Annotated in this window: 19 protein-coding genes and 2 pseudogenes; 10 read left to right on the top strand and 11 right to left on the bottom strand. The window is 73.7% G+C overall.

Translation table 11 applies throughout. From position 1 onward, the window contains the following. The first annotated feature begins 131 nt into the window (after window positions 1-131). Complete coding sequence (locus OHA72_RS33480) at window positions 132-2,558, top strand: SpoIIE family protein phosphatase (protein WP_327000029.1); 2,427 nt, start codon at window positions 132-134, stop codon at window positions 2,556-2,558. A 53-nt stretch (window positions 2,559-2,611) separates the two neighbouring features. On the opposite strand, the gene OHA72_RS33475 is transcribed toward OHA72_RS33480, so the two are convergent. The 3 genes from OHA72_RS33475 to OHA72_RS33465 form a co-directional block, all read right to left on the bottom strand. Continuing rightward, on the bottom strand, window positions 2,612-3,127 hold the full coding sequence (locus OHA72_RS33475; protein WP_327000028.1) for a DinB family protein: 516 nt from the start codon (window positions 3,125-3,127) through the stop codon (window positions 2,612-2,614). 44 nt (window positions 3,128-3,171) lie between these two features. Further along, window positions 3,172-4,158: a hypothetical protein gene (locus OHA72_RS33470; RefSeq protein WP_327000027.1), complete on the bottom strand. Its 987-nt coding sequence runs from the start codon at window positions 4,156-4,158 to the stop codon at window positions 3,172-3,174. A 259-nt stretch (window positions 4,159-4,417) separates the two neighbouring features. Further along, entirely contained in the window at window positions 4,418-4,783 is a 366-nt protein-coding gene (locus OHA72_RS33465) for an LLM class flavin-dependent oxidoreductase (RefSeq protein ID WP_327000026.1), read from the bottom strand. 39 nt (window positions 4,784-4,822) lie between these two features. Between OHA72_RS33465 and OHA72_RS33460 the strand changes: the two genes are divergently transcribed. Further along, window positions 4,823-5,674, top strand: coding sequence for an alpha/beta fold hydrolase (locus OHA72_RS33460; RefSeq protein WP_327000025.1), 852 nt, complete (start codon window positions 4,823-4,825; stop codon window positions 5,672-5,674). A 34-nt stretch (window positions 5,675-5,708) separates the two neighbouring features. Here the strand turns inward: OHA72_RS33460 and OHA72_RS33455 are convergent, their stop codons facing one another. The 3 genes from OHA72_RS33455 to OHA72_RS33445 form a co-directional block, all read right to left on the bottom strand. Next, window positions 5,709-6,704: a zinc-binding dehydrogenase gene (locus tag OHA72_RS33455; RefSeq protein ID WP_327000024.1), complete on the bottom strand. Its 996-nt coding sequence runs from the start codon at window positions 6,702-6,704 to the stop codon at window positions 5,709-5,711. A 104-nt stretch (window positions 6,705-6,808) separates the two neighbouring features. Beyond that, window positions 6,809-7,360 (bottom strand): hypothetical protein, encoded by a 552-nt coding sequence (locus tag OHA72_RS33450; RefSeq protein ID WP_327000023.1) that lies wholly within the window; start codon window positions 7,358-7,360, stop codon window positions 6,809-6,811. Window positions 7,361-7,369: 9 nt separating this feature from the next. Then, entirely contained in the window at window positions 7,370-9,052 is a 1,683-nt protein-coding gene (locus tag OHA72_RS33445; protein ID WP_327000022.1) for an MFS transporter, read from the bottom strand. Window positions 9,053-9,297: 245 nt separating this feature from the next. Between OHA72_RS33445 and OHA72_RS64980 the strand changes: the two are divergent. Together OHA72_RS64980 and OHA72_RS33440 are read left to right on the top strand one after the other, a co-directional pair. Beyond that, a pseudogene (locus OHA72_RS64980) lies at window positions 9,298-9,357 on the top strand (hypothetical protein); the annotation flags it as partial. Between the two features lie 55 nt (window positions 9,358-9,412). After that, window positions 9,413-9,628, top strand: a pseudogene (locus tag OHA72_RS33440) (hypothetical protein); the annotation flags it as partial. Window positions 9,629-9,715: 87 nt separating this feature from the next. Here the strand turns inward: OHA72_RS33440 and OHA72_RS33435 are convergent. Next, window positions 9,716-11,710: a bifunctional copper resistance protein CopD/cytochrome c oxidase assembly protein gene (locus tag OHA72_RS33435; RefSeq protein WP_327000021.1), complete on the bottom strand. Its 1,995-nt coding sequence runs from the start codon at window positions 11,708-11,710 to the stop codon at window positions 9,716-9,718. An 81-nt stretch (window positions 11,711-11,791) separates the two neighbouring features. Beyond that, window positions 11,792-12,301, bottom strand: coding sequence for a hypothetical protein (locus OHA72_RS33430; RefSeq protein ID WP_327000020.1), 510 nt, complete (start codon window positions 12,299-12,301; stop codon window positions 11,792-11,794). Between the two features lie 69 nt (window positions 12,302-12,370). On the opposite strand from OHA72_RS33430, the gene OHA72_RS33425 reads away from it, so the two are divergent. From OHA72_RS33425 to OHA72_RS33400, 6 genes are all read left to right on the top strand, one after another. Then, the gene (locus tag OHA72_RS33425; protein WP_327000019.1) at window positions 12,371-13,228 is read left to right on the top strand and encodes a LysR family transcriptional regulator; all 858 of its coding nucleotides are present in this window, start codon (window positions 12,371-12,373) and stop codon (window positions 13,226-13,228) included. A 204-nt stretch (window positions 13,229-13,432) separates the two neighbouring features. Then, on the top strand, window positions 13,433-15,019 hold the full coding sequence (locus tag OHA72_RS33420; protein ID WP_327000018.1) for a pectate lyase family protein: 1,587 nt from the start codon (window positions 13,433-13,435) through the stop codon (window positions 15,017-15,019). A gap of 323 nt (window positions 15,020-15,342) precedes the next feature. Then, on the top strand, window positions 15,343-16,296 hold the full coding sequence (locus OHA72_RS33415; protein ID WP_327000017.1) for a methylenetetrahydrofolate reductase: 954 nt from the start codon (window positions 15,343-15,345) through the stop codon (window positions 16,294-16,296). Next, entirely contained in the window at window positions 16,293-17,063 is a 771-nt protein-coding gene (locus OHA72_RS33410) for a phosphotransferase (RefSeq protein WP_327000016.1), read from the top strand. Before OHA72_RS33415 ends, OHA72_RS33410 begins: the two co-directional genes overlap by 4 nt. Window positions 17,064-17,096: 33 nt before the next feature. Further along, window positions 17,097-17,447, top strand: coding sequence for a PadR family transcriptional regulator (locus OHA72_RS33405; RefSeq protein ID WP_327000015.1), 351 nt, complete (start codon window positions 17,097-17,099; stop codon window positions 17,445-17,447). Then, window positions 17,444-18,409, top strand: coding sequence for a hypothetical protein (locus OHA72_RS33400; RefSeq protein WP_327000014.1), 966 nt, complete (start codon window positions 17,444-17,446; stop codon window positions 18,407-18,409). Before OHA72_RS33405 ends, OHA72_RS33400 begins: the two co-directional genes overlap by 4 nt. A gap of 26 nt (window positions 18,410-18,435) precedes the next feature. Here OHA72_RS33400 and OHA72_RS33395 read toward each other — a convergent pair whose 3' ends face one another. From OHA72_RS33395 to OHA72_RS33385, 3 genes are all read right to left on the bottom strand, one after another. Beyond that, the gene (locus OHA72_RS33395; protein WP_327000013.1) at window positions 18,436-18,795 is read right to left on the bottom strand and encodes a hypothetical protein; all 360 of its coding nucleotides are present in this window, start codon (window positions 18,793-18,795) and stop codon (window positions 18,436-18,438) included. A 218-nt stretch (window positions 18,796-19,013) separates the two neighbouring features. Continuing rightward, complete coding sequence (locus OHA72_RS33390; protein WP_327000012.1) at window positions 19,014-19,580, bottom strand: hypothetical protein; 567 nt, start codon at window positions 19,578-19,580, stop codon at window positions 19,014-19,016. Between the two features lie 89 nt (window positions 19,581-19,669). Beyond that, window positions 19,670-20,224: a hypothetical protein gene (locus tag OHA72_RS33385; protein ID WP_327000011.1), complete on the bottom strand. Its 555-nt coding sequence runs from the start codon at window positions 20,222-20,224 to the stop codon at window positions 19,670-19,672. Between the last annotated feature and the right edge of the window lie 82 nt (window positions 20,225-20,306).

The following is a 20,306-nucleotide window of genomic DNA, read 5'->3' as shown; positions in this document are numbered from 1 at the left end:
CCCCGGCCGCGTGCGTCCCGCAACGTTCCCGGTCCGCGGGCGACTTGCCGGGCGGGACGTTCGACGCCGATCCGTGGATGGGAGATGATGACGGCGCGTCACGGGGGCGCCTTCGCGGAGGGAGAGGCTCGGTGGTCGACGACGGCGCCGGCGGGCTCCCGGACTCGCGGATGCTGGCGATGCTCGACGACGACCGGCAGGGCTGGGTCCTCGCACGGTCGGTGCGTGAGGACGGCCGGATCGTCGACTTCGAGCTGGTCTACATCAACGAGGCCGGTTGCCGCTTCGTCGGCCGGTCCCGTCAGGAGCTGCTCGGCCGGCGGTACCGGCAGCTGTGGCCGGAGACGGCCCACGACGCGACGCTGCCGCTGTACCGCGACGTCGTGGAGAAGCGCGAGCCGGTCACCCGCATGGTGCACCACGAGCGGCCGACGCTGACCGGGCACTTCGAGCTGCGCATCAGCCCCTTCGGCGACGGGGTCGGCGTGCGGTTCGTCGACCTGCGGCAGGTCACCGTGGCGCCGCAGTCCGGCGGCGGCACCCGGCTGTTCGACGCGCTCGACGCCGCCTTCGACGGCTTCACCCTGCTGCGGGCGGTGACCGACGAGACCGGCGAAGTCGTCGACTTCGTCTGCGACTACGTCAACCAGCTCGGCGCGAAGCTCGCCGGGCGCACCGCCGCGGACGTCATCGGCCACCGGCTCAGCGACATCTCCCCCGGCAGCTGGGACAACGGCCTGTTCGACCGGTACCGCGCGGTGGCCACCACCGGCGAGCCGTGGCGCGAACAGCGCACGTACCCGCGCATCGGCCAGGTGTGGGAGGTCAAGATGGCCCGCGCCGGCGCCGGCGTCCCTGCCGTGGCCGTATCGTTCCGCGAGGTCACCGACCAGGTCACGCAGGAGCAGCACCTCGCCGCCGTCGCCGCGAAGGCCGAGCAGGCCGCCGCCCGCGCCACGGAGGCGGCCGCCCGTGCCACGGCGCTGCAGACCGCGACGACCGCGCTGGTCGCGGCGAGCACCACCGCCGAGGTGTACGCCGCGATCGGCTCCGTGCTGCGCCCGTCCGCCGGCGGCCAGGGCCTGGCGTTGCTGCTGCTGCACGAGCGGCGGCTGCAGCTGCGGTACCACGACGGCTACGAGCCCGACGTGGTCGAGCGGCTGCGGGAGCTGCCGCTGGACCACCCGTATCCGGCGACGTCCGTGGCCCGCACCGGGCACCCACAGTACCTGACCTCGCTCGCGCAGTTCCAGGCCGCCCAGCCCGACCCGGCGACCGCGGTCCCCGCGGGGGTCCGCCAGGCGTGGGCGTTCCTGCCGCTGTCCGTGGGCGGCGAGGTCCTCGGCACCCTCGTCGTCGGCTACCGCAACCCCCGCGACTTCGACTATGACGAACAGGCCACGCTCATGGCCCTCGCCGGGCTCGGCGCCCAGGCGTTGCAGCGGGCGCTGCTGTTCGAGGCCCGCACCACGCTCGCCTCGGCGCTGCAGCGGGCGCTGCTGCCCGCCACCCTGCCGCACGTGCCCGGCCTGCGCCACGCCGCGCGCTACCTGCCGTGGACCCACGGCGCCGACGTCGGCGGCGACTGGTACGACATCATCGACCTCGGCGACGGCGTCGTCGGCGTGGTCATCGGCGACGTCGCCGGGCACAGCGCGACCGCCGCCGCGACCATGGGACAGGTCCGCAACGCCCTGCGCGCCTACGCCGCCGAGCAGCACAACCCGGCCAGCGTCGTGCACCACGTCAACCAGCTGCTGCTCGACATGCACCCGGACACCATCGCCACCTGCTGCTACCTGCAGCTGCACCTCGCCGAGGGCACCGCGACGGCGGTCACCGCCGGGCACCCGCCGCCGATGCTGCGCATCGAGGACGGCGCGCACCCGCTGCGGCTGCGGCCCGGCCCACCGCTCGGCGTGACCCCGGACGCCGTCTATCTCGACACGACGCTGCTGATCCCGCCCGCGGCGACGCTGCTGCTCTACACCGACGGTCTGGTCGAGGACCGCCGCCACCCGATCGACCAGGGGCTGCGGGAGCTGCGCGCCGCCCTGCACGGCGCGCAGACCGGGGACCCCGGCGAGACCCTCGACCACATCCTCGGCAGCGATGTCGGCCCGCGGCCACGCACCGACGACGTCGCCGTGCTCTGCCTGACCAGCGACGCCGTGCCGGCCGGCCCGCCCACGGCGCGGCGGCGCTTCCGCGGCGAGGCGATCAGCGCCTCCGCGGCCCGCCGTTTCGCCGCCGACGTGCTCACCGCCTGGGACCAGCAGCAGATCCTCGACGACGCCCTGCTCCTGCTCGACGAGGTCATCACCAACGCCATCCAGCACACCGTCGGCGACGTCACCGTCCACCTGCGCCTCGACGAGCACCTGCGCGTCACCGTCCACGACGCCAGCAACCGCGCCCCCGAGCGCCGCACGTCACCCACCGACGACAACGACAACGGCCGCGGCCTGCACATCATCGAAGGCCTCGCCATCGCCTGGGGCTCCGAACCCGACACCTCCGGCGGCAAACGCGTCTGGTTCGACCTGCCCCGCGCCTGAAGCTCCGCCACCGACCCGGACCGCGGGAGCCGTCCCGCTCGTGGTCGCGCCGTTCATGCGGTTCCGTCGTCGCCTGGCTCGCCGGTGACCGTCAGGTCCATCAGGTGGTGCTCGATCTCGTGGACGGTGTGCCTGCCGAGCCAGAGGATCGTGCGGGACTCGACGGTCGGCCAGTTGTAGACGCCGGTGCGGGTCCACTGCGACGGGGTCAGGGCGCCGAAGGCGCGCGCCAGGTCGTTCGCGGCGTCCGTCAGCTGCGTCAGCACGGTCTGCGGGTCCTGCGCGTTGTAGGCATCCAGCGTCACGCGCTCCTCGCGGCCCATCGGCGCGAACTGCGGGGCGTCGGTGCGCAGCGCGAGCGCGAGCCGTTCGGCCTGCACGCGCAGGACGTCGCGGACGTGGCAGGTGTACTCCAGCGGCGACCAGACCGACGGGGCGGGGCGGCGGCGGGGGTCGCGGATCGCGGCGAGGGCGGCGCCGAAGCGAGGGCCGGCCGCCGTCAACCGGCGCGGCAGGTCCCGCGCCTCGACGGTGGCGTAGGTGAATCCGCACGCATCGCAATGATCCACGTCGAGCAGGATAGAGCCCCGTGCCCGGCCGCCACCGCGGCGGACTACGGCCGTCGCCGGTTCCGGTGCCCCAGCAGGTCCCTGGCGTGCCCGCGGAAGCCCCAGCGGGCCGCGATGTCGGCGGCCTCCCGTCTCGGCCGGTCGGGCACGTGCCACGGCAGGCCGCTGACCCATCGCTCGACAATGGCGGCCCGTGACGCCGTGGCCCGGCACAACGGCAGGGCCTTGCGCACGAGGAGATCCTCGATGCCGGTGACCGGCGTCGGCTCGTACGACATCGACAGGATGTGCTCACGCTCGTCCGTCGTGACGACCTCGACGGTGAGCATGACCCGGGCGTCGCTGATCGTGCCGTCGTCGTTGTGGTGGCCGGCGCCGTCCCGCAGCCCCACGACCTGCGTGAGGCGCTCCCCGGCGAGGACCCGGTGGAAGCTCGTCCCCGACCGGACGGTGAACCCGTGCTCGCCCATGACGGCGGCCATGCCGTCCGCCACCGCGCGCATCACGTCCGGGTGCAACGATCGGCGCCGGGGCACCGGCCGGGGTTGCCGGTTGATCGCGAGCAGTGCCCGGACGGCGGCCGCGTGGACGTCCGGCAGCGAGAGCGCGCTGCGCACCAGGACGCTCTCGCGGTCCGCGTGCTCCACCGCGTCGATACCGGGCTGGTCGGCCAGGGCGTCCTCGAGCCCGTCGGTGGCCACGTCGGCGTAGGAGCTCACCGTGTCGTCGAGGCCGACGGCGGTGTTGAACCCGTCCTCGCCGGCCGGCTCCAGCTCGGCGACGCTGACGATCCAGCGCAGGTCGTCGGCGTCGAGCGCCTCGCCCGCGAACCGGGAGACCGGCCGGGCCCCGGCGAGCGCGGCACCGACCGGATCGTCCGCCGTGGGCGCCAGGCGGGGCGGCTGCGGTCGCCGCCGGGTCGTCAGCACCCTGATCACGGCCCAGACGATGACACCGGCGGCGAGGGCCAGCCGCGGCACCACAAGGAGCCTCCACGACAGCCGGGCGCGCACCCCCGCACGATGGCGCATCCGCACCACCCGGCGCAAATCCGCTGGCGTGGGTACGCAGCACCGTTGATCATGTCCGCATGGGCATCGACCTGGAACTGGCGGACGTCGCCGCGGCCCGCCATCGGCGCGGCGCCTGCCGCGAGTCGGGGCGCGGCTGCACCCATGACCCGGACTGCGCCGAGCACCTCGAGCGTCTGCTGCGCCGGGGACCCTCGGAGTTCACCGCGTACCGCCGGTTCCCGGACATCACCGCGACGATGTGCGCGACGGGCATGGGCTACGCGTCGAACTCCAGACCGGGCCGGCCGGCGCCGAGTCCCAGGACCAGGCGGCCACCGCTGATCCCGTCGGCCGTCGCCCCCATCTTCGCCAGCAGGGCCGGGTGCCGGAACGCCGCGCACGTCACCAGCGTGCCCACGGTCACCCGCCGGGTCGTCGCGGCGAGCGCGGACAGGACCGTCCACCCCTCCAGCACGCCTTCCGGTGGGCGGTCCCCCGGCTCGCTCACGAGGTGGTCGCAGACCCACACCGAGGCCAGGCCCGCCGCCTCCGCGTGCAGCGCCAGCGCGCGCACGTCCTGCCAGCCCGGCATCCGGCCCGGCCCGTCCGACTCCGACATCGGCAGCGTGACGCCAATCCTCACCGCCGCACGGTACCGGGGAGAACGGATAGGTTGGCGGACGTGTACCGAACCGCTGCGGTTGACGGGTTCCGGCTCGCGTACGACCGGACGGGTGCCGGCCCGCCCGTGGTGCTGCTGCACGGCTGGCCGGGCGACCGGTCCGACTACCGCGACGTCGCCGCGCTGCTGCCCGGGGCCGATGTCGTGGCGCCCGACCTGCGCGGCTTCGGCGGGTCCGACAAGCACCCGGCCGACCCGGCGGCGCAGTACAGCGCCGACGCGCAGGCGCGCAGCGTCGTCGGGCTGATCGAGGAGCTCGGGCTGGACCGGCCGGTCCTAGGCGCGCACGACATCGGCAGCCGGGTCGCGCAGGCATTGGTGCGCCGGCGTCCGGATCTGGTGCGGGCGCTGGTCCTCGGCCCGCCGCTGCCGGGTATCGGTGAGCGGATCCTGACGGCGGCGGCGCAGCAGGAGTTCTGGTACGTGGCCTTCCACCGGCTGCCGATCGCGGACGAGCTCATCGACGGCCGGCCCGACGCGGTGCGCGGCTACCTGCGGCACTTCCTGACCCGGTGGTCCGGGCCGGCCTTCACCGTCACCGACGAGCGCCTCGACCACCTCGTCGCGGGATACGCCGAGCCGGGCGCGTTCAGCGCGTCGCTGCAGTGGTACCGCGTCGGCGCCGGACGCCTCGACGGGGTGGTGGCCGAGCAGGCCCCGGAGCCGGCGGCACGCGTCGCCGTGCCGGCCACGGTGCTGTGGCCCGCTCACGACCCGCTCTTCCCGCCCGCCTGGGCCGACCGTCTCGACCGGTTCTTCGCCCGGGTACGGCTGCGGCCCGTCGACTGCGGGCACTTCCTGCCGCTGGAATGCCCGCGGGAGTTCGCCGCCGCCGTGGCCGCGGCGCTGTGACCGCGGCGCCGTCGCCTTCGCCGCGGCGCCGTTGTCAGGGCCGCAGGGCGAGCTTCCCGGTGGTGACCCCGGCGGCCAGCCGCGCCAGCACCTTCGGGCCGTCGGCGAGATCGTGGACGGCAGGCTCGCCCGGCGGGTACACCCCTGCCGCCCGCAGCGCGTCCAGCTCCCGCGTCAGCCGGCCGAACATGTGCGGCGCCGCCTGCGCCAGCACGCCGATGTGCAGGCCGACCAGCTGGATCTGGTGCCGGAACACCAGGTCCGCGTTGGTGACCGCGGCCTCGCCGCCCGCGAGGCCGTAGACGACGACCCTGCCGGTGACCCGCCGGACGGCCGCCAGCCCGGCGGCGAACCCGTTGCCACCGGCCGATTCCAGGACCAGGTCGGCGCCGGCACCGGCGGTCAGCCGCAGCACCTCCGCCGCCAGGCCGGCGCCGCCACGGTCGAGCACGTGGTCGGCGCCGAGGGCACGGACCAGGCCGTGCTTGCCCGGTGAGGCGGTGCCGATCACGGTCGCGCCGTAGTGCTTGGCCATGCGCACCGCCGCCTGGCCGACCCCACCGGCCGCGGCGTGGATCAGCACGGTCTGTCCGGCGGTGACGCCACCCAGCGGCTTGAGCGCGGCGAGCGCGGTCGCCCAGTTGAGCACCAGCCCCAGCGCCTGTTCGTCGGCCCAGCCCGGCGGTACGGGTACCACCTCCGCCGCGGGCATCGTCATGAACTCCGCGAACGCACCGTGCCCGGCACCCACGACCCGCGCGCCGAGCGCCGGTCCGGTCACCCCGTCGCCCAGTGCGACGACCCTGCCGGCCGCCTCGAAGCCCGCGATGTACGGCGCCCGCGGGCCCCCACCGTACGTGCCGTACGCCTGCATGACGTCGGCGAAGTTCACGCCCGCCGCCGTGACCCGGACCAGGATCTCCCCGGCACCAGGCACCGGCACCGGCACGTCGGTCACCAGCCGCAGGTCGTCGGGCCCGCCGAGCGTCTCCTGCCGGAGCGCACGCATCGTATCGATCTTGCTGCTCATGCCCGAACGCTAAACCTTCACACCGATGGAAAGGTCAACCCCTCGTGACGCCCGTCTCGACCAGCGTCAGATGAAGGCGAGGCCGGAGCTGGTCGACGACCCCGTCACGTCGCTGGGCGGTACCACGGCAGCACAGGACGGCTGGGTGCGCCGAGCAGGCCGTCGCCGGGCCAGAACGGGCCGCCGCGGGCGATGAAGTCGCGCACCCGCTCGGTGAGCTGGGCGATCTCCTGCTGGCGGTCGGCCGGGCCCAGCACGGTGCGCCCGCCGTCGGGATGGATGACCGTGTTGATGGTCTCGGGGCCGTTGACGAGCATGGTGACGACGTGATCCGGCAGGCCGAGGTTCATCGCGTCGCAGCGCTGGGCCAGCGACAGCTCGACGACGGTGTCCACGACACCCTCCCAGTCGCCGACCTCGCTCCAGCCCCGGCCGCCGTCCAGCTCGTAGGTGAGGGTCGACAGCGGCACCAGGCAGCCGTCGGTGCGGCCGGGGAACTCCGTCAGGCACCGGTACATGTGGCCGCCGTCGGGCTGCGGCACGGCCGGGTGCAGCAACGTCAGCGCGTGGACGATCGTGCCGTTGATCGGCACCGGGTGCTGCGGCGCGTGGTAGGGCTCATGAAGGGCGAGGAGATGGACGTCCCGGACCGGCATCGCGCGAATCTATCGCGCTCCGTCAATTGCTGCGAACCCCGTCACCGGGTGCCGCTGGTGCGGGATGAGGCCCTCGATGCGGTCCGGGGTCAGGTGCAGCACCTGATCGGCGTGGACCGCGGCGGCCAGCAGCACCGCGGTCGGGGTGGGGTCGGTGCAGGCGACCAGGATGATGGGGATCGTCCCGGCGTCGATCATCTCGGCGATCGCGGCCGTCTCGTGCGGGTGCGGCGGCGTCTCCGCGGTGACGGCCAGCACCTTGTGCGCCGGCAGGTGCTGGCGCAGCCCGGCGACGAGCGGGAAGCCCAAACGGGTGCCGCCGGACGGGTCCGGGTCCGCGTACACGATGACGAGTTCGTGCCGGGTGGCGAGGGCGGCGAGGACGGCGGTGACGTCGCCGAGGTACGCGCGGATCTGCGACCCCGCCAGCGACACGACGGTGGTGGCGGCCTGCGACCCCGGGCCCAGCACGAGGGCGGTCGGCGCGGGGAAGGCGACGGCGGCACCGATCCAGACGCGGCGGGCGCGGAGGCTGGCCGCGCCGACGATCGCGGTGCTCGCCAGCAGGACCAGCCCGATGGTGTAGGAGCCGTCGATGTCGTGCACGACGGTGAGCAGCAGCGTCGGGAACAGCCCGACGGCGCTGCCGATGGCACCGATCACCCCGGCGATGGTGCCGACCTGTGCGGGCGGCGCGGTGCGGCCGATGAGCGCCAGGACGCTGCCGTACGCCGTGCCCAGCGCGACCGCGACGCCGGCGAGGACCGGTGCCGTGACCCACGCCAACGGCGGGTCGAAGGCCAGGATCACCAGCAGCCCCGCGAGGGCGGTGAAGCAGGTTCCGAGCACGGCAGTGGGGGCGCGATGCCGGCACAGCCAGCCGCCGAAGGGACCGGCGGCCGCACCGATACCGATGCCGACGGCCGCGCCGATCAGTGCGTGGGTCTCGCCGACGCCGTACGTGCGGTGCAGGTATCCGGGCAGGTACAGGTCGAGGGAGACGAGCCCGCCGCTCGACACGCCGTACCACACGGCCAGGTACCGGGTCACGGGCCGGCGCAGCAGCGCCGTCGCCACCGACCACGCGACGGGCGGGTGCAGCTTCGGGGCGGGACCGTCACGCAGGACCGCCGCGGCCAGCACACCGTAGGCAAGCAGCGCACCGGCCAGGACCAGCACCCCGCGCTCCCGGTCGATGTGCACCAGCGTTCGGGCGGCGACGCCCGCGGTCGCGGCGAGGCACATGCCCGCGGCGAAGACGCTCAGCGCCATGCCGCGCCGGCCCGGCCGGACGGCACGCACGACGGCCGCCGCGCCTACCGGCATCGCCCCGCCGGCCACGCCGATGGCACACGCCACCACGATCAGCGCCGGCAGCCCGTCGACGACGGCCAGCCCCAGCACGGCGAGGGCCGAGCCGGTGCTGACCGCGGGCAGCATGATCCGGGCACCGAACCGGTCGGTGAGCACGCCGGCGGGGATCCGCAGGAGCACGCCGACCACCAGCGGGGCGATGCCGAGCAGCGCCCACGTCTCCTGGTCCAGCCCGTACCGGTTCCCCAGCGGCGGCCCGAGCGGGCCGACCAGCATCCAGGCCCAGTAGTGCAACACACACCCGGCGACCGCGACCGCGAGGGTCCACGCCGCCCGGGACCTCGACGCCTTCGCGCCCGCAGACTCTGCCCGTCGCATCAACATCCGTCCAAAACCCCCACCTGTCTGCTGCCTCGCCGTCTCCTCCGCAAGATCCCAACGATCGATCGCTACCGCCGGTTACGGCCGGGCGTCCGCCGTGGTGTGACAACAGACATCTTTTCACTACTGAACTGGTAGGAATATGGTTCGGGCATGACGGCCGGCCCACCCCGCACGCTCGCCACCGTCACCGGTGCCGGCGGGCCCCCCGGGACCTATGAACCGGCGATCGACCCGGCCAGGTGACGACGCGGATCGGGCTGATCGCGACGGTCTCCACGACGTTCCACCACCCGTTCAACCCGGCCCGGCTGTTCGGCACGCTGGACCACGTCAGCAACGGCCGCGCCGCGTGGAGTGACCTCGTCGATCGGCGAGGAGAACTTCGGCCGGACGCGCGCTGCCGGGCCCCGAGGAGCGCTATGCCCGCGCGGCGGAGACCCTGGAGGTCGTCAACGCGCTCTGGGACAGCCGGCGGCCGGGCGGCTCGGCGTCAGCGTCCTGAGCGCCGGCCAGGAGCACCTGGGCCGCCGGCTGAGCTCCCGCACCGGCGACCGCTTCACCGGCGCGACCTGGCGGGCCGGCAACTCCGGCGAGGTCCTGCTCGACGGCGCGTGCGCCTGGCTCGACTGCGGCCGTCCCGGCGCGGCCGGGCAGGGCTCAGCGGCGGGCGGCGCGGCGCAGGAAGTCGTTGTACCGCGCCAGGTCGTCCTCCTCGCCGGTGGCCTCGGCACGGTCGGCGGCGCGGTCCAGGCGGCGCTGCTCGCGCTCGTCGGCGCGGATCCAGCGCACCACCAGCAGGATGAGGATCGCGACCGCGGGCAGCTCGCCGAAGCCCCAGGCGAGGCCCGCCCCGACGTGCTGGTCGGCGAGCAGCCCGCCGGCCCAGGCCGGACGGACGGCGGTGTACCAGTCCGCAGCGATCACGGTGCGCGACTGCATGAGCGCGACGCCGAGGAACGCGTGGAACGCCATGCCGGCGAAGTGCACCAGCACCAGGACCGGCGGCGCGACCACCCGGCGGCCCGGGTCGACGCCGATGAGGACCCAGAAGAACAGAAAGCCGGTCAGCACGAAGTGGCTGAGCATCGCCAGGTGGCCGAGGTGATACCGCATCAGCACGCCGAGCAGGTCGCTGAAGTACAGGCCGTAGAGGCTCACCACGTACAGGGCGAGCGCGACCACCGGATGCGACAGCACCCGCAGGACCCGGCTGTGCAGGATCAGCAGCAGCCAGTCCCGCGGGCCGCGCACGGCCGGGTCGGCGGGCCGGCGCAGGGTGCGCAGCGCCAGGGTGACCGGGGCGCCGCCGACGAGCAGGATCGGCACGACCATCGCCAGGATCAGGTGCTGCGCCATGTGCGCGCTGAACAGCACGTACGCGTAGCGGGCGAAGCCGCCGACGGTGACCGCGCCGAGCAGCAGCACCCCGCCGAGCCAGCTCGCCGTGCGTGCCGCCGGCCAGCGGTGCCCGGCGCGGCGCAGCCGCCACACCCCGGCCAGGTAGCCGGCGGCGGCCAGTACCGTGGCGGAGGCGAAGAACCCGTCCAGCAGTGGCGGCCACAGCAGCGCGGACGCGCTGATCGGCGGCGGCGCGGCGAAGCCCAGCAGGTCCGTGACCGGGTCGGTGTCCACGGGGTCGGTCGGGACCGGCGTCGGCGTGCGGGACAGGGCCACCGCGAGGCCGACGGTCGCGGCGAACACGAGCAGCTCACCGGTCGCGAGCCGGCGGAACGCGCCGGGCGCCCGTCGATCCAGCGCGGGCAGCGTGCGTGTGCGATGGGCGGCGCCGATCACGCCGACCACGATCAACGCGACGACCTTCCCGATCAGGAGCAGCCCGTAGCGGGAGCGCCACAGTTCGTCGACCGTGCCGAGCCGCACCGCCGCGTTCGCGAACCCGCTGACCGCCACCGCCACCCAGCAGCCGAGGGCGAGCCGGCTGTAGCCACGGGCGGCGACGCCGAGAACACGGTCGGAGCGCAGGGTGAGCAGCGTGCCGAGGCCGCCGACCCACAGCGCGGCGGCCAGGATGTGCGCGGCCAGGCTGGTCACTGCCAGTTGGTGGTCGCCCGCGCCGGCCGCGTGCCCGGTCAGCGCCGGTGGCACCGCCGCGGCGCAGGCGAGGACGGCGACCACGGCGGCGCCGGTACGCGTCAGCACCACCCGGCACGCAACGGCCACGATTGCGGCCAGGACGCCCTGGGCGAGCGCGGACCGGCCCTGCGCCACCGACCACGCGAGGCTGCGCACCCCGGCGAACGTCACCTCGGTCACCGGCTGCCCGAGCAGGTCCGACAGCGTCAGCGGCAGCATGGCCAGGGCGGCGAGTGCCCAGCCCCCGGCCCACCACGACGCGCGGCGCAGCATCCGGTACCCCGCCGGGCCGAGCAGCTGACCGGCGCCGTGCCGGCCTCCTTCGATGCCGGGCAGCAGGAACGCGGCCGTCACGCACCAGCCGACCGTCGCCACGCACCCGACGTCGACGGCCGCCCGGACCAGCGGCAGCCCCCACGTCGTCGCCGCGCCCGCGTCCGGCAGCCCGGCGATGCCCCGCCCGCCGATCCCGCCACCCCACCGCAGCGCGGCCACCAGCACCGCCAGCAGCGCCACGACGCCGCCGGACACCGCCGCGGCCCGCCGCGCCGTCATCATGATCCACCCGTCTTCATCGACCAGGTAGTCGCGGCCGGGAGGCACCTGGTTCCCGCGCGGCCGGACATGGGTGGAGCTCGATCAGACGGGCACGCCGAGGCTGTGCAGGATCGCGGCCTCCGCGGCCGGCCAGGTCTCGGTGTGCTGCACCCAGGCCGGCGCGGGGGCCGGCTGGACGCCGAAGAGGTACCGGTGCGCCACGACGCCGCGCAGGGCCTGGTGGACGTCGAGCTTGTCGTCGATGAAGTGGGTGATGCCCAGCTGCGCGCAGTGCACGGCCTTGTCCGGGCGCTTGAGGCAGAACCGGATGTGCTCGCGCGGGATGCCCGTGCGCGCCACGAAGTCGTGGTGGTCCAGCCACTGCCGGGTGTGCCGCTGCACCCGCTCGCCGCACTTGGAGACCAGCCACACCTGCTCGAAGCGGGGCACCAGCCGGGCGAGCGCCTCGAAGGCACCGGGCACGGCCGGCGTGGCCAGCATCCGGGCGGTGTCGCCGCTGAAGAACTGGGTGTCGCTGCTGCCGGGGACGATGCCCCCGCCGATGATGACGCGGCCGATGTCGACGCCGAGTCGGAGGTTCTGCGTGTTCATGCATCCCAGCGTGGCCACGTCGGCGCTAGAGCAGAACTACTCTTCCTTGCCCAGCTATAGTCCGAAACTATGGATCAGCGAGCGCTCGCCGCATTCGTCGTGTTCGCCGACCATCTCAACTTCACCCGCGCCGCCGAGCAGCTGCACATCTCGCAGCCCGCGCTGCACGTGAAGATCAACAAGCTGGCGCAGGACCTGGGGCGGCCGCTGTACCGCCGGGCCGGCCGCCGCCTGCTGCTGACCGCCGACGGCGAGGCGGTGGCCCGCTTCGCCCGCGCGCACGACGAACGGCTCGCGCAGTTCCTGGCAGAGTTCACCGGGGTCGCGCCGCGGCGGCCGGTGATCCTCGCCGCAGGGCAGGGCGCCTACCTGTACCTGCTCGGCGACACCATCCGGGCGGTGCTGGCCGAGGAGCCGACCCGGCTGCGCCTGATCAACTGCGACCACCGGCAGATGCTCGCCGCCGTGCGCACCGGCCAGGCACACCTCGGGGTCGGCGTGCTCGACGTCCTGCCCGACGACCTGACCGCCGTGGAGCTGGCCACCTTCCCGCAGGTGCTGTTCGTGCCCGAACACCACCCGCTGGCCGGGCGCCGGTCGGTGGCACTGCGGGACCTGGAGGGCGTGAGCATGGTCGTACCGCCGCAGCACCGGCCGCACAGGGTCCTGCTGGAGCAGGCGTTGCGGGCCGCGGGGGTCGGCTGGGCGGTCGCCGTGGAGGCCGAGGGCTGGCCGCTGATCGCGCAGTTCGTCGCGCTCGGCGTGGGCCTCGCGGTGGTCAACGGGTGCGTGCCGCCGCCGGCGGGGCTGGTCGCCCGGCCGGTCACCGACCTGCCGCCCGTCACCTACCACCTGGTCCACCAGCCGGCGGCGCCGTCCGACCCCCGGGTCGCGGGCCTGCTGGAGCGCATCCTGGCGCGCGGCTGAAATTTTCACGGCCGCGGCCCCGCCACGCGACTGCAACAAACCTGCACATCGTTCGTCTTGCCGTCAAGGAAAGCGCTTTCCTATGATCGGGTCTCGTCGATGCAGATCAGCGCCGCTCCCCCGCCTGGGAAACGCCTCCTGACTGCGCGGCACGGCGGCGAGGACGCGTCGCCGCCGTGCCACTCCGCCTCACCGGAGGTTTCCATGACCCAAACCGTCCGAAAGCACCGCCGGCTCGCGCTGCGGGCCACCGTCGCGGCGCTGGCCACGACGGTCGTCGGGGCCGCGATCGGCGTCGCCCTGTCCACGACCGAGGCATCCGCGGCAACCGGCGGCGTGACCGGCTTCGCGACCCAGAACGGCGGCACGACCGGCGGCGCCGGCGGCACGACGGTCCGCGCCACGACCGGCACGGCCATCCACACCGCGCTGTGCAACCGGGCCAGCAGCAGCACCCCGATCATCATCCAGGTCGAGGGCACCATCAACCACGGCAACACGACGAAGGTGTCGGGCTCCAGCTGCAACACCGCCGCCGACAAGATCGAGCTCAAGGAGATCAGCAACGTCACGATCATCGGCGTGGGCGGCGGCGCGGTCTTCGACCAGCTGGGCATCCACATCCGTGACTCGAGCAACATCATCATCCAGAACGTGACGGTCAGGAACGTCAAGAAGTCGGGCTCGCCCACGTCAAACGGCGGCGACGCCATCGGCATGGAGAGCACCGTGCGCAACGTCTGGGTCGACCACGCCTCGCTCGAGGCGTCCGGCGGCGAGTCCGCGGGCTACGACGGCCTGTTCGACCTCAAGGACGACGTGCAGTACGTGACGCTGTCCTACAGCACGTTGAAGAACTCCGGTCGTGGCGGCCTCATCGGCTCCAGCGAGAGCGACCGCGGCAACAGCTACATCACGTTCCACCACAACTCGTACTCGAACATCGACTCCCGCACGCCGCTGCTGCGCGGCGGCATCGCGCACATCTACAACAACTCCTACGTCTCGCTCAACGAGTCCGGCATCAACTCCCGGGCCGGCGCGCGTGCGCGTATCGACAACAACTACTTCAAGAACTCCAAGGACGTCATCGGCACGTTCTACACCAGCGAGGCCGGCTTCTGGCAGGTCAGCGGCAACATCTTCGACAACGTGACCTGGTCGGCGAAGGGCACCGACAACAACCCGGCCGGCCCGAACCCGACGTCGAACACCAGCGTCAGCATCCCGTACTCCTTCGCCCTCGACCCGGCCAGCTGCGTGCCGGACGTGGTGAGCCGTACCGCCGGCGCCAACAAGGGCCTGCAGGTGTCCGACGGCAGCTGCACGCCGACCAGCCCGACCGCCGGGCCTACCTCCTCCTCGCCCCGTCCCTCCTCGCCGGGCCCGTCCTCGCCGGCACCGTCCTCGCCCGGGCCGACGTCCGGTGGCACCAACCTGAGCATCGGCGCCGGTTCCGACGGCTCCAGCAAGGCCGACGGCACCAGCTACGGCAACGTGCGTGACGGCGACATGAGCACCTACTGGTCGCCGAGCGGCACCACCGGGTCCATCTCCATCAAGTGGGGCTCCGCCACCTCGATCTCCCGGATCAACATCCGCGAGGCGTCGGGCGCCACCGGCCTCATCCGCAACTGGCGGGTCCTCAACGGCGACACCGGCGCCGTGCTGGCCTCCGGGACCGGCGCGGGCGTCATCACCTTCACCCGCACCTCCACCAAGAAGGTGACGTTCGAGATCACCAGCGCGACCGGTACCCCGAAGGTCGCCGAGTTCGAGACCTACGCCTGACGGCACAGGGGGGGCGGGGGTCCTCCCCCGCCCCCTTTGTCGTTGTGCCACGCCGGCCCGCCTGATGCCCGTCGAGCACCACCGCACCCTGCACAACGTCGACTGGACCATCAACGGCAACGCAACAAGCTGCTGCTGCAAGGGCGCTCGGGGTCGCGCGGGGCCGGCGGATCACTTACAGCCAGTGGCCGGGCGGGCGGCTGGTGCGCATCGCGTTCGCGGTGGCGGACGAGGCGGCGGCGCGGGCCGACCGTGCAGGGCGAACGCGTGTGGCAGGACACATTCCCGGCCTCCGATTGATCGGTCGCTCGTAAGGTGGTCGCATGTCCAGGAGCGAGCCGTCACGTCCCAGTCTGCAACGCATGCTCGCCGAGGCGCGGCCGGGCGTGCTGTTGTTCAGCCTGACGCCGCCGCGGCGCAACGCGACACCGGAGCGCATCAAGGAGATCGCGGCCGTCACGCTGGAGCGGCTCGCGCCGCTCGACGTGGACGGGCTGATCCTGTACGACATCGACGACGAGTCCGACCGCAATTCCGACGAGCGGCCGTTTCCGTATCTGCCCACAATGGACCCGGCCCGGTATCACGCGGAGCATCTCGGCGGCTGGGACCGGCCGGCGGTCATCTACCGGTGCGTCGGCAAGTACGACGAGGAGGAGCTCGCCGACTGGCTGCGGCACGCCGACGCGGAGCGGGTCCTCGGGGTCTTCGTCGGTGCCTCCTCGGGTGACAAGTCGGTGCGCACGGACATACGGCGCGCCCACGCCGTGCGCCAGGAGGTGCGGCCCGAGCTGCCGCTGGGTGCGGTGGTCATCGGGGAGCGGCACACCCGCGGCGGCGACGAGCACCTGCGGATGCTGGCGAAGCAGGAGCGCGGCTGCACGTTCTTCGTCTCGCAGGTGGTGTACGACGTGAACGAGACGAAGAACCTCATCTCCGACTACGTCTACGAGTGCCGCTCGCGCGGGACGGCGCCGCGGACCGTCGTGTTCACGCTGTCGCTGTGCGGGTCGCTCAAGACGCTGGAGTTCGTCCAGTGGCTCGGCGTGAAGGTGCCGCGCTGGCTGGAGAACTCGATCCGGCACGCCGGCGACCCCCTCGCGGAGTCCTACCGGCAGGCCATGGGCATCGCCCGTGACCTGGTGGACTTCTGTGAGCACCTGGGCATGCCGTACGGCTTCAACGTGGAGAGCGTCTCGATCCGCAGGGCCGAGATCGAGGCCACCACGCAGCTCGCCGCCGACGTCGCCGGGCTGCTGCGCGAACGCCGCCCGTGACCGGCGAGCAGCGCCTCGACGGCGGGTTCGACGGCGGCGCGGTGCGGGTCGGCGACACCGTGCGCCGCGTGCCCGGGCCGTGGACGCCGGCCGTGCACGCGCTGCTACGGCACCTGGAGGCGGCGGGGTTCGACCGGGCGCCGCGGGCGCTGGGCTTCGACGAGCAGGGCCGGGAGGTGCTGTCGTTCCTGCCGGGCACGGTGATCGGGGCTGCGCGCCCCTGGCCGACCTGGGTGCACGGCGACGACGCGCTGCGCCAGGTGGCCGGGTGGCTGCGGGACTTCCACGCGACGGTCGCGACGTTCGTGCCGCCGCCGGACGCCGTCTGGCGCGGCGGCGCGCGATGGCGGCCCGGGCTGATCGTCGCGCACAACGACGCCGCCCCGTACAACGCGGCGTGGGACGAGGCGGGTCTGGTCGGGTTCTTCGACTGGGATCTCGCCGCGCCGGCGACGGTCGAGTCGGACCTGGCGTTCACCGCGTTCGGCTGGGTGCCGCTGCACGCCCGGCACGTCGTGGCGGCCGAGGGCTTCACCGCGTTCGCCGACCGGCCCCGGCGGCTGCGGCTGTTCCTGGACACGTACGGCTGGCCGGGCCCGACCGGCGAGTTCGTCGAGCTCGTGCGGGACCGGCTGGCCGCCGAGGTGCGCGGCGTCCGGCGGGCCGCGGCCGCCGGCGACGCGACCTACGCGCGGATGGTCGAGCACGGCGTCGACGCGACCCTGGAGACCGCGATCGCCGAACTGCGCGACGGCATACCTTCGTAGCGAAGATACCTTCGCATCCGATACATTGACGGCATGCGTGAACCGACGTTCCTCATCCTCACCGCGCTGGCCCGCGCGCCGATGCACGGCTACGGGCTGATCCAGGAGGTCGCCGAGCTGTCCGCGGGCGCGCTCGAGCTGCGCCCCGGCACCCTGTACGGCGCGCTCGACCGGCTCACCGACGACGGGCTCGTCACCCTCGACCGGGAGGAGATCGTCGACGGCCGCGCCCGCAAGTACTACCGCCTCACCGACCGGGGCGACTCCGCGCTGCGGGCGGAGACCGAGCGCCTGCGCCGCACCGTGGACGCGGCGACCCGGCGGCTCGCACTGCGGCCGTCGCACAGGACGCACGGCCCGGCGCTCGCCGGAGGTGCCGCGTGAGCGACGACCTCCGCGGCCGTTATCGCGCGCTGCTGCGCTGGTACCCCGCCGCCTACCGCACCGAACGCGGCGACGAGATCGTCGAGACCTACCTCGACCTGGCCACGCCGGGACAGCGCCGGCCGCGCGCCGGGGACGTGGCCGACCTGGTCCGCGGCGGCGTGCGCCAGCACCTGCGAGGCCGTGGCGCGCTCGGGCTCGCGGACTCGCTGCCGTTCGCGGCGCAGCTGGCCATGCTGACCGGCGCCGGGCTCGCCGCGCTGTGGCTGGTCCTGGCGGAGCGGGCCACCATGTCCAACGACGACATCCCGTGGCATCCGGCGGTGCCGTTCGCGACCCTGGGCGCCGCCGCGTGGATCGTCTGGGTCCTCGTGCCGCTCGCCGCGTTCCTCGGGTTCGGCCGGCCGGCGGTCGCCGTGGCGCTGCTGACGACCGTGGCCGTCATCGCGCTCGCCCCGGTGCTCCCGCTCACCCTCCGCGTGCCGTACGGACGGCCGTCGCTGTTCGTGCTGGTGCCACAGATCGCGCTGGGCCTCGTCGCGCTCGGCGTGCCCGCGCGGCGCTGGTCGCCGGTCGCCGCGGCCGCGATCGCGACGACCGCCGCCGCGGGCTGGCTGGCGCACCTGAGCGGCACGCACGAGTTCTACTACTCGCTGCTCGGCGTCGCCAATGCCGCCGGCCTGTTCCTGGCGCTGGTCGTCGCGGGCGCGGGCGCGGTGTTCGCGGTGCGCCGGGATCCAAGGGGCTGGTGGCCCGCGCTGATCCTGCTCGGCCCGGTGCTGCTGCTCGTCATCACCTTGCCTGCGGCGGCGAGCCCTCAGCCGTGGCCGACCTGGGGCGTCGCCGCCGCGTCGGCAACCGTCGCCGCGGTTGTCGCCGTCGCCGCGGTGCCGATGACGCTGTGGCTGCGTGGACGGCTGCGCCGCGACCCGGCGGGTGGCTGCCCGGCCTGCGGCCGCTGACCGCCGCGGACGCGGCCCGGGTGTGCTCAGACGGCCAGGAGCCGGTCGAGCAGCTGGTGATACTGCAGCACCGTGTCGCGCATGCCCTCGGTGCTGTCCGATGCCCGCGCGCCGGCATGCTCGAGCTGCTCCTCGCGGGTGTGGACGCTGTCGGCGAGGCCCTGCATCGCCTCATCGACCAGCTGCCGCGCCTCGGCGACGCTGCCGCGCGGGTCCTCGACGAAGTGCGTCTGCACGTCGTGCCAGCGGTGCCGGATCTCGTCGGCCTTGGCGGCGTCCCAGATCCCCTGCTCCTGCGCCATCCCCGGCTCCTGCGCGATCCCCTCCTGCTGCACGGTGGACGGCTGTGCCTGGGCCGCCTCGGCGGTCGTCGGCGCCTGCGGCACGCCGGTGCCACCGCCCCCCGGGACGGGCTGAGCGGTCGCGGCGGATTCAGTGGTCGCGGTGGGCGCGGGACCGGTCGCGGCCGGTCCCGTGCCCTGCACCGGCTGGGACTGGGGCTGCCCTGACCAGTAGGGCACCTGGGACGATTGCTGGGTTCCGGCTGGATCGATCGAGCTGTCGTCACGCATCGCGATCGCGCCTTCCTGGGAGTGTGGTGCCTTCAGCCGTGCCGCGGAGTCGGCCGGCCGCCCGACGTGTCGCCGAGCAGTTCGGCGAACAGCGAGCGGTAGTGCATCAGCGCCTGGCGGAGCTGCTCCGTCGACGCCTGCCCACGCTCGTTCACCTTGTTGATCTCGTGTGCGTCGCGGTAGTGGCCGAGCGTCTCGGCATGATTGACGCTGAGGTCCTGGACCCGGGTGTCGTAGTTCTCGATGGGGTATCCGCGCTCCCCCATCACCTTCGTCACGAGCTCGTCGGCCTCCCGTGTCGCGGCCTCCGGCTCCTCCACGAAGTGTGCCTGCATGCGTTCCCACTGCTCGGCGTACCGCTGCCGCTGCTGTGGATCGAGTTCCTTGAGCTGGAGTTCGGCGTGGCGCCGCTCGCGCTCCTGCAGATCGCGTTCGGCCGCCCGGCGGTTGTGCTGTTCGCCGACGGCACGGTCATATTCGGGGCCGAACCGGCGTCGCAGCGCCTCCGTCCGGCTGTGCCGGGCGATGGCGGCGGCCGCGATCGTGACAACCGCGAGAACGATCACGACGATGGCGAGCCAAACTGCAGTCGAGGACATGACAGATCCTTTCCCGAGGAGCCAGGACCGACGCTAACGCGCCCCGCGCCGGCCGACCTCACCCTCTTCGCCCACGGGCGGGGAACGGATCAGCCGACCGTCAGCAGCGGGTTGCCATCGGCGCTCGGGCGGCCGAGCGCGTCCTCGGGGCCGAGCATGATCTCCCAGCCTTCGTCGTCGGTGCCGAGCACCAGGTACGTGGCGGTGGCCGCGCCGAGCTTGACGTTGACCCCGGTGCCGAGCCGCGCCTGGTACGCCTCCGACGTCCACTCCCGCCCATTGAGCGCCCTGCGGTACTCGTCGCGGTGCTGCTCCAGGTATGTGCGGACCCGCTGGCGCAGGCCGGGACCGCCGGCGCGGGCGGGCTCCAGATCGTTCCACCGCGCGACGGCCGCGTCGAGGTCGCCGTCCCGCACGGCGCGCAGGTACGCGTCGACGACCTCGGTCGGGCGGTCCGGCTTGCGCAGCACGACGTACGCGGTGACGCCCGCACCGACCAGCAGCACCGCAAGGGCCGCGGCGACAGCGATGACGAGCAGGCGCCCGCGCCGTGCCGGCGCGGGCGGGGCCACCGGCTGCTGCTGCCCTGCCTCGTCGGGCGGGGCCGGCGCTTCGGCCCGCGGCGGCTCGTCGGGCTGTGTCATGACCCTCCCTCGTCGATGCACCCGCCACCCTATCCACTGACATCGACGGATGACAATGCGATGCGGCGGGGTGTGACCGCGC

It is taken from the genome of Dactylosporangium sp. NBC_01737 (assembly GCF_035963215.1).
Lineage (GTDB): Bacteria > Actinomycetota > Actinomycetes > Mycobacteriales > Micromonosporaceae > Dactylosporangium.
The sequence above is the reverse complement of the archived record's forward strand: the minus strand, read 5'-3'. Positions and strand labels throughout refer to the sequence as shown.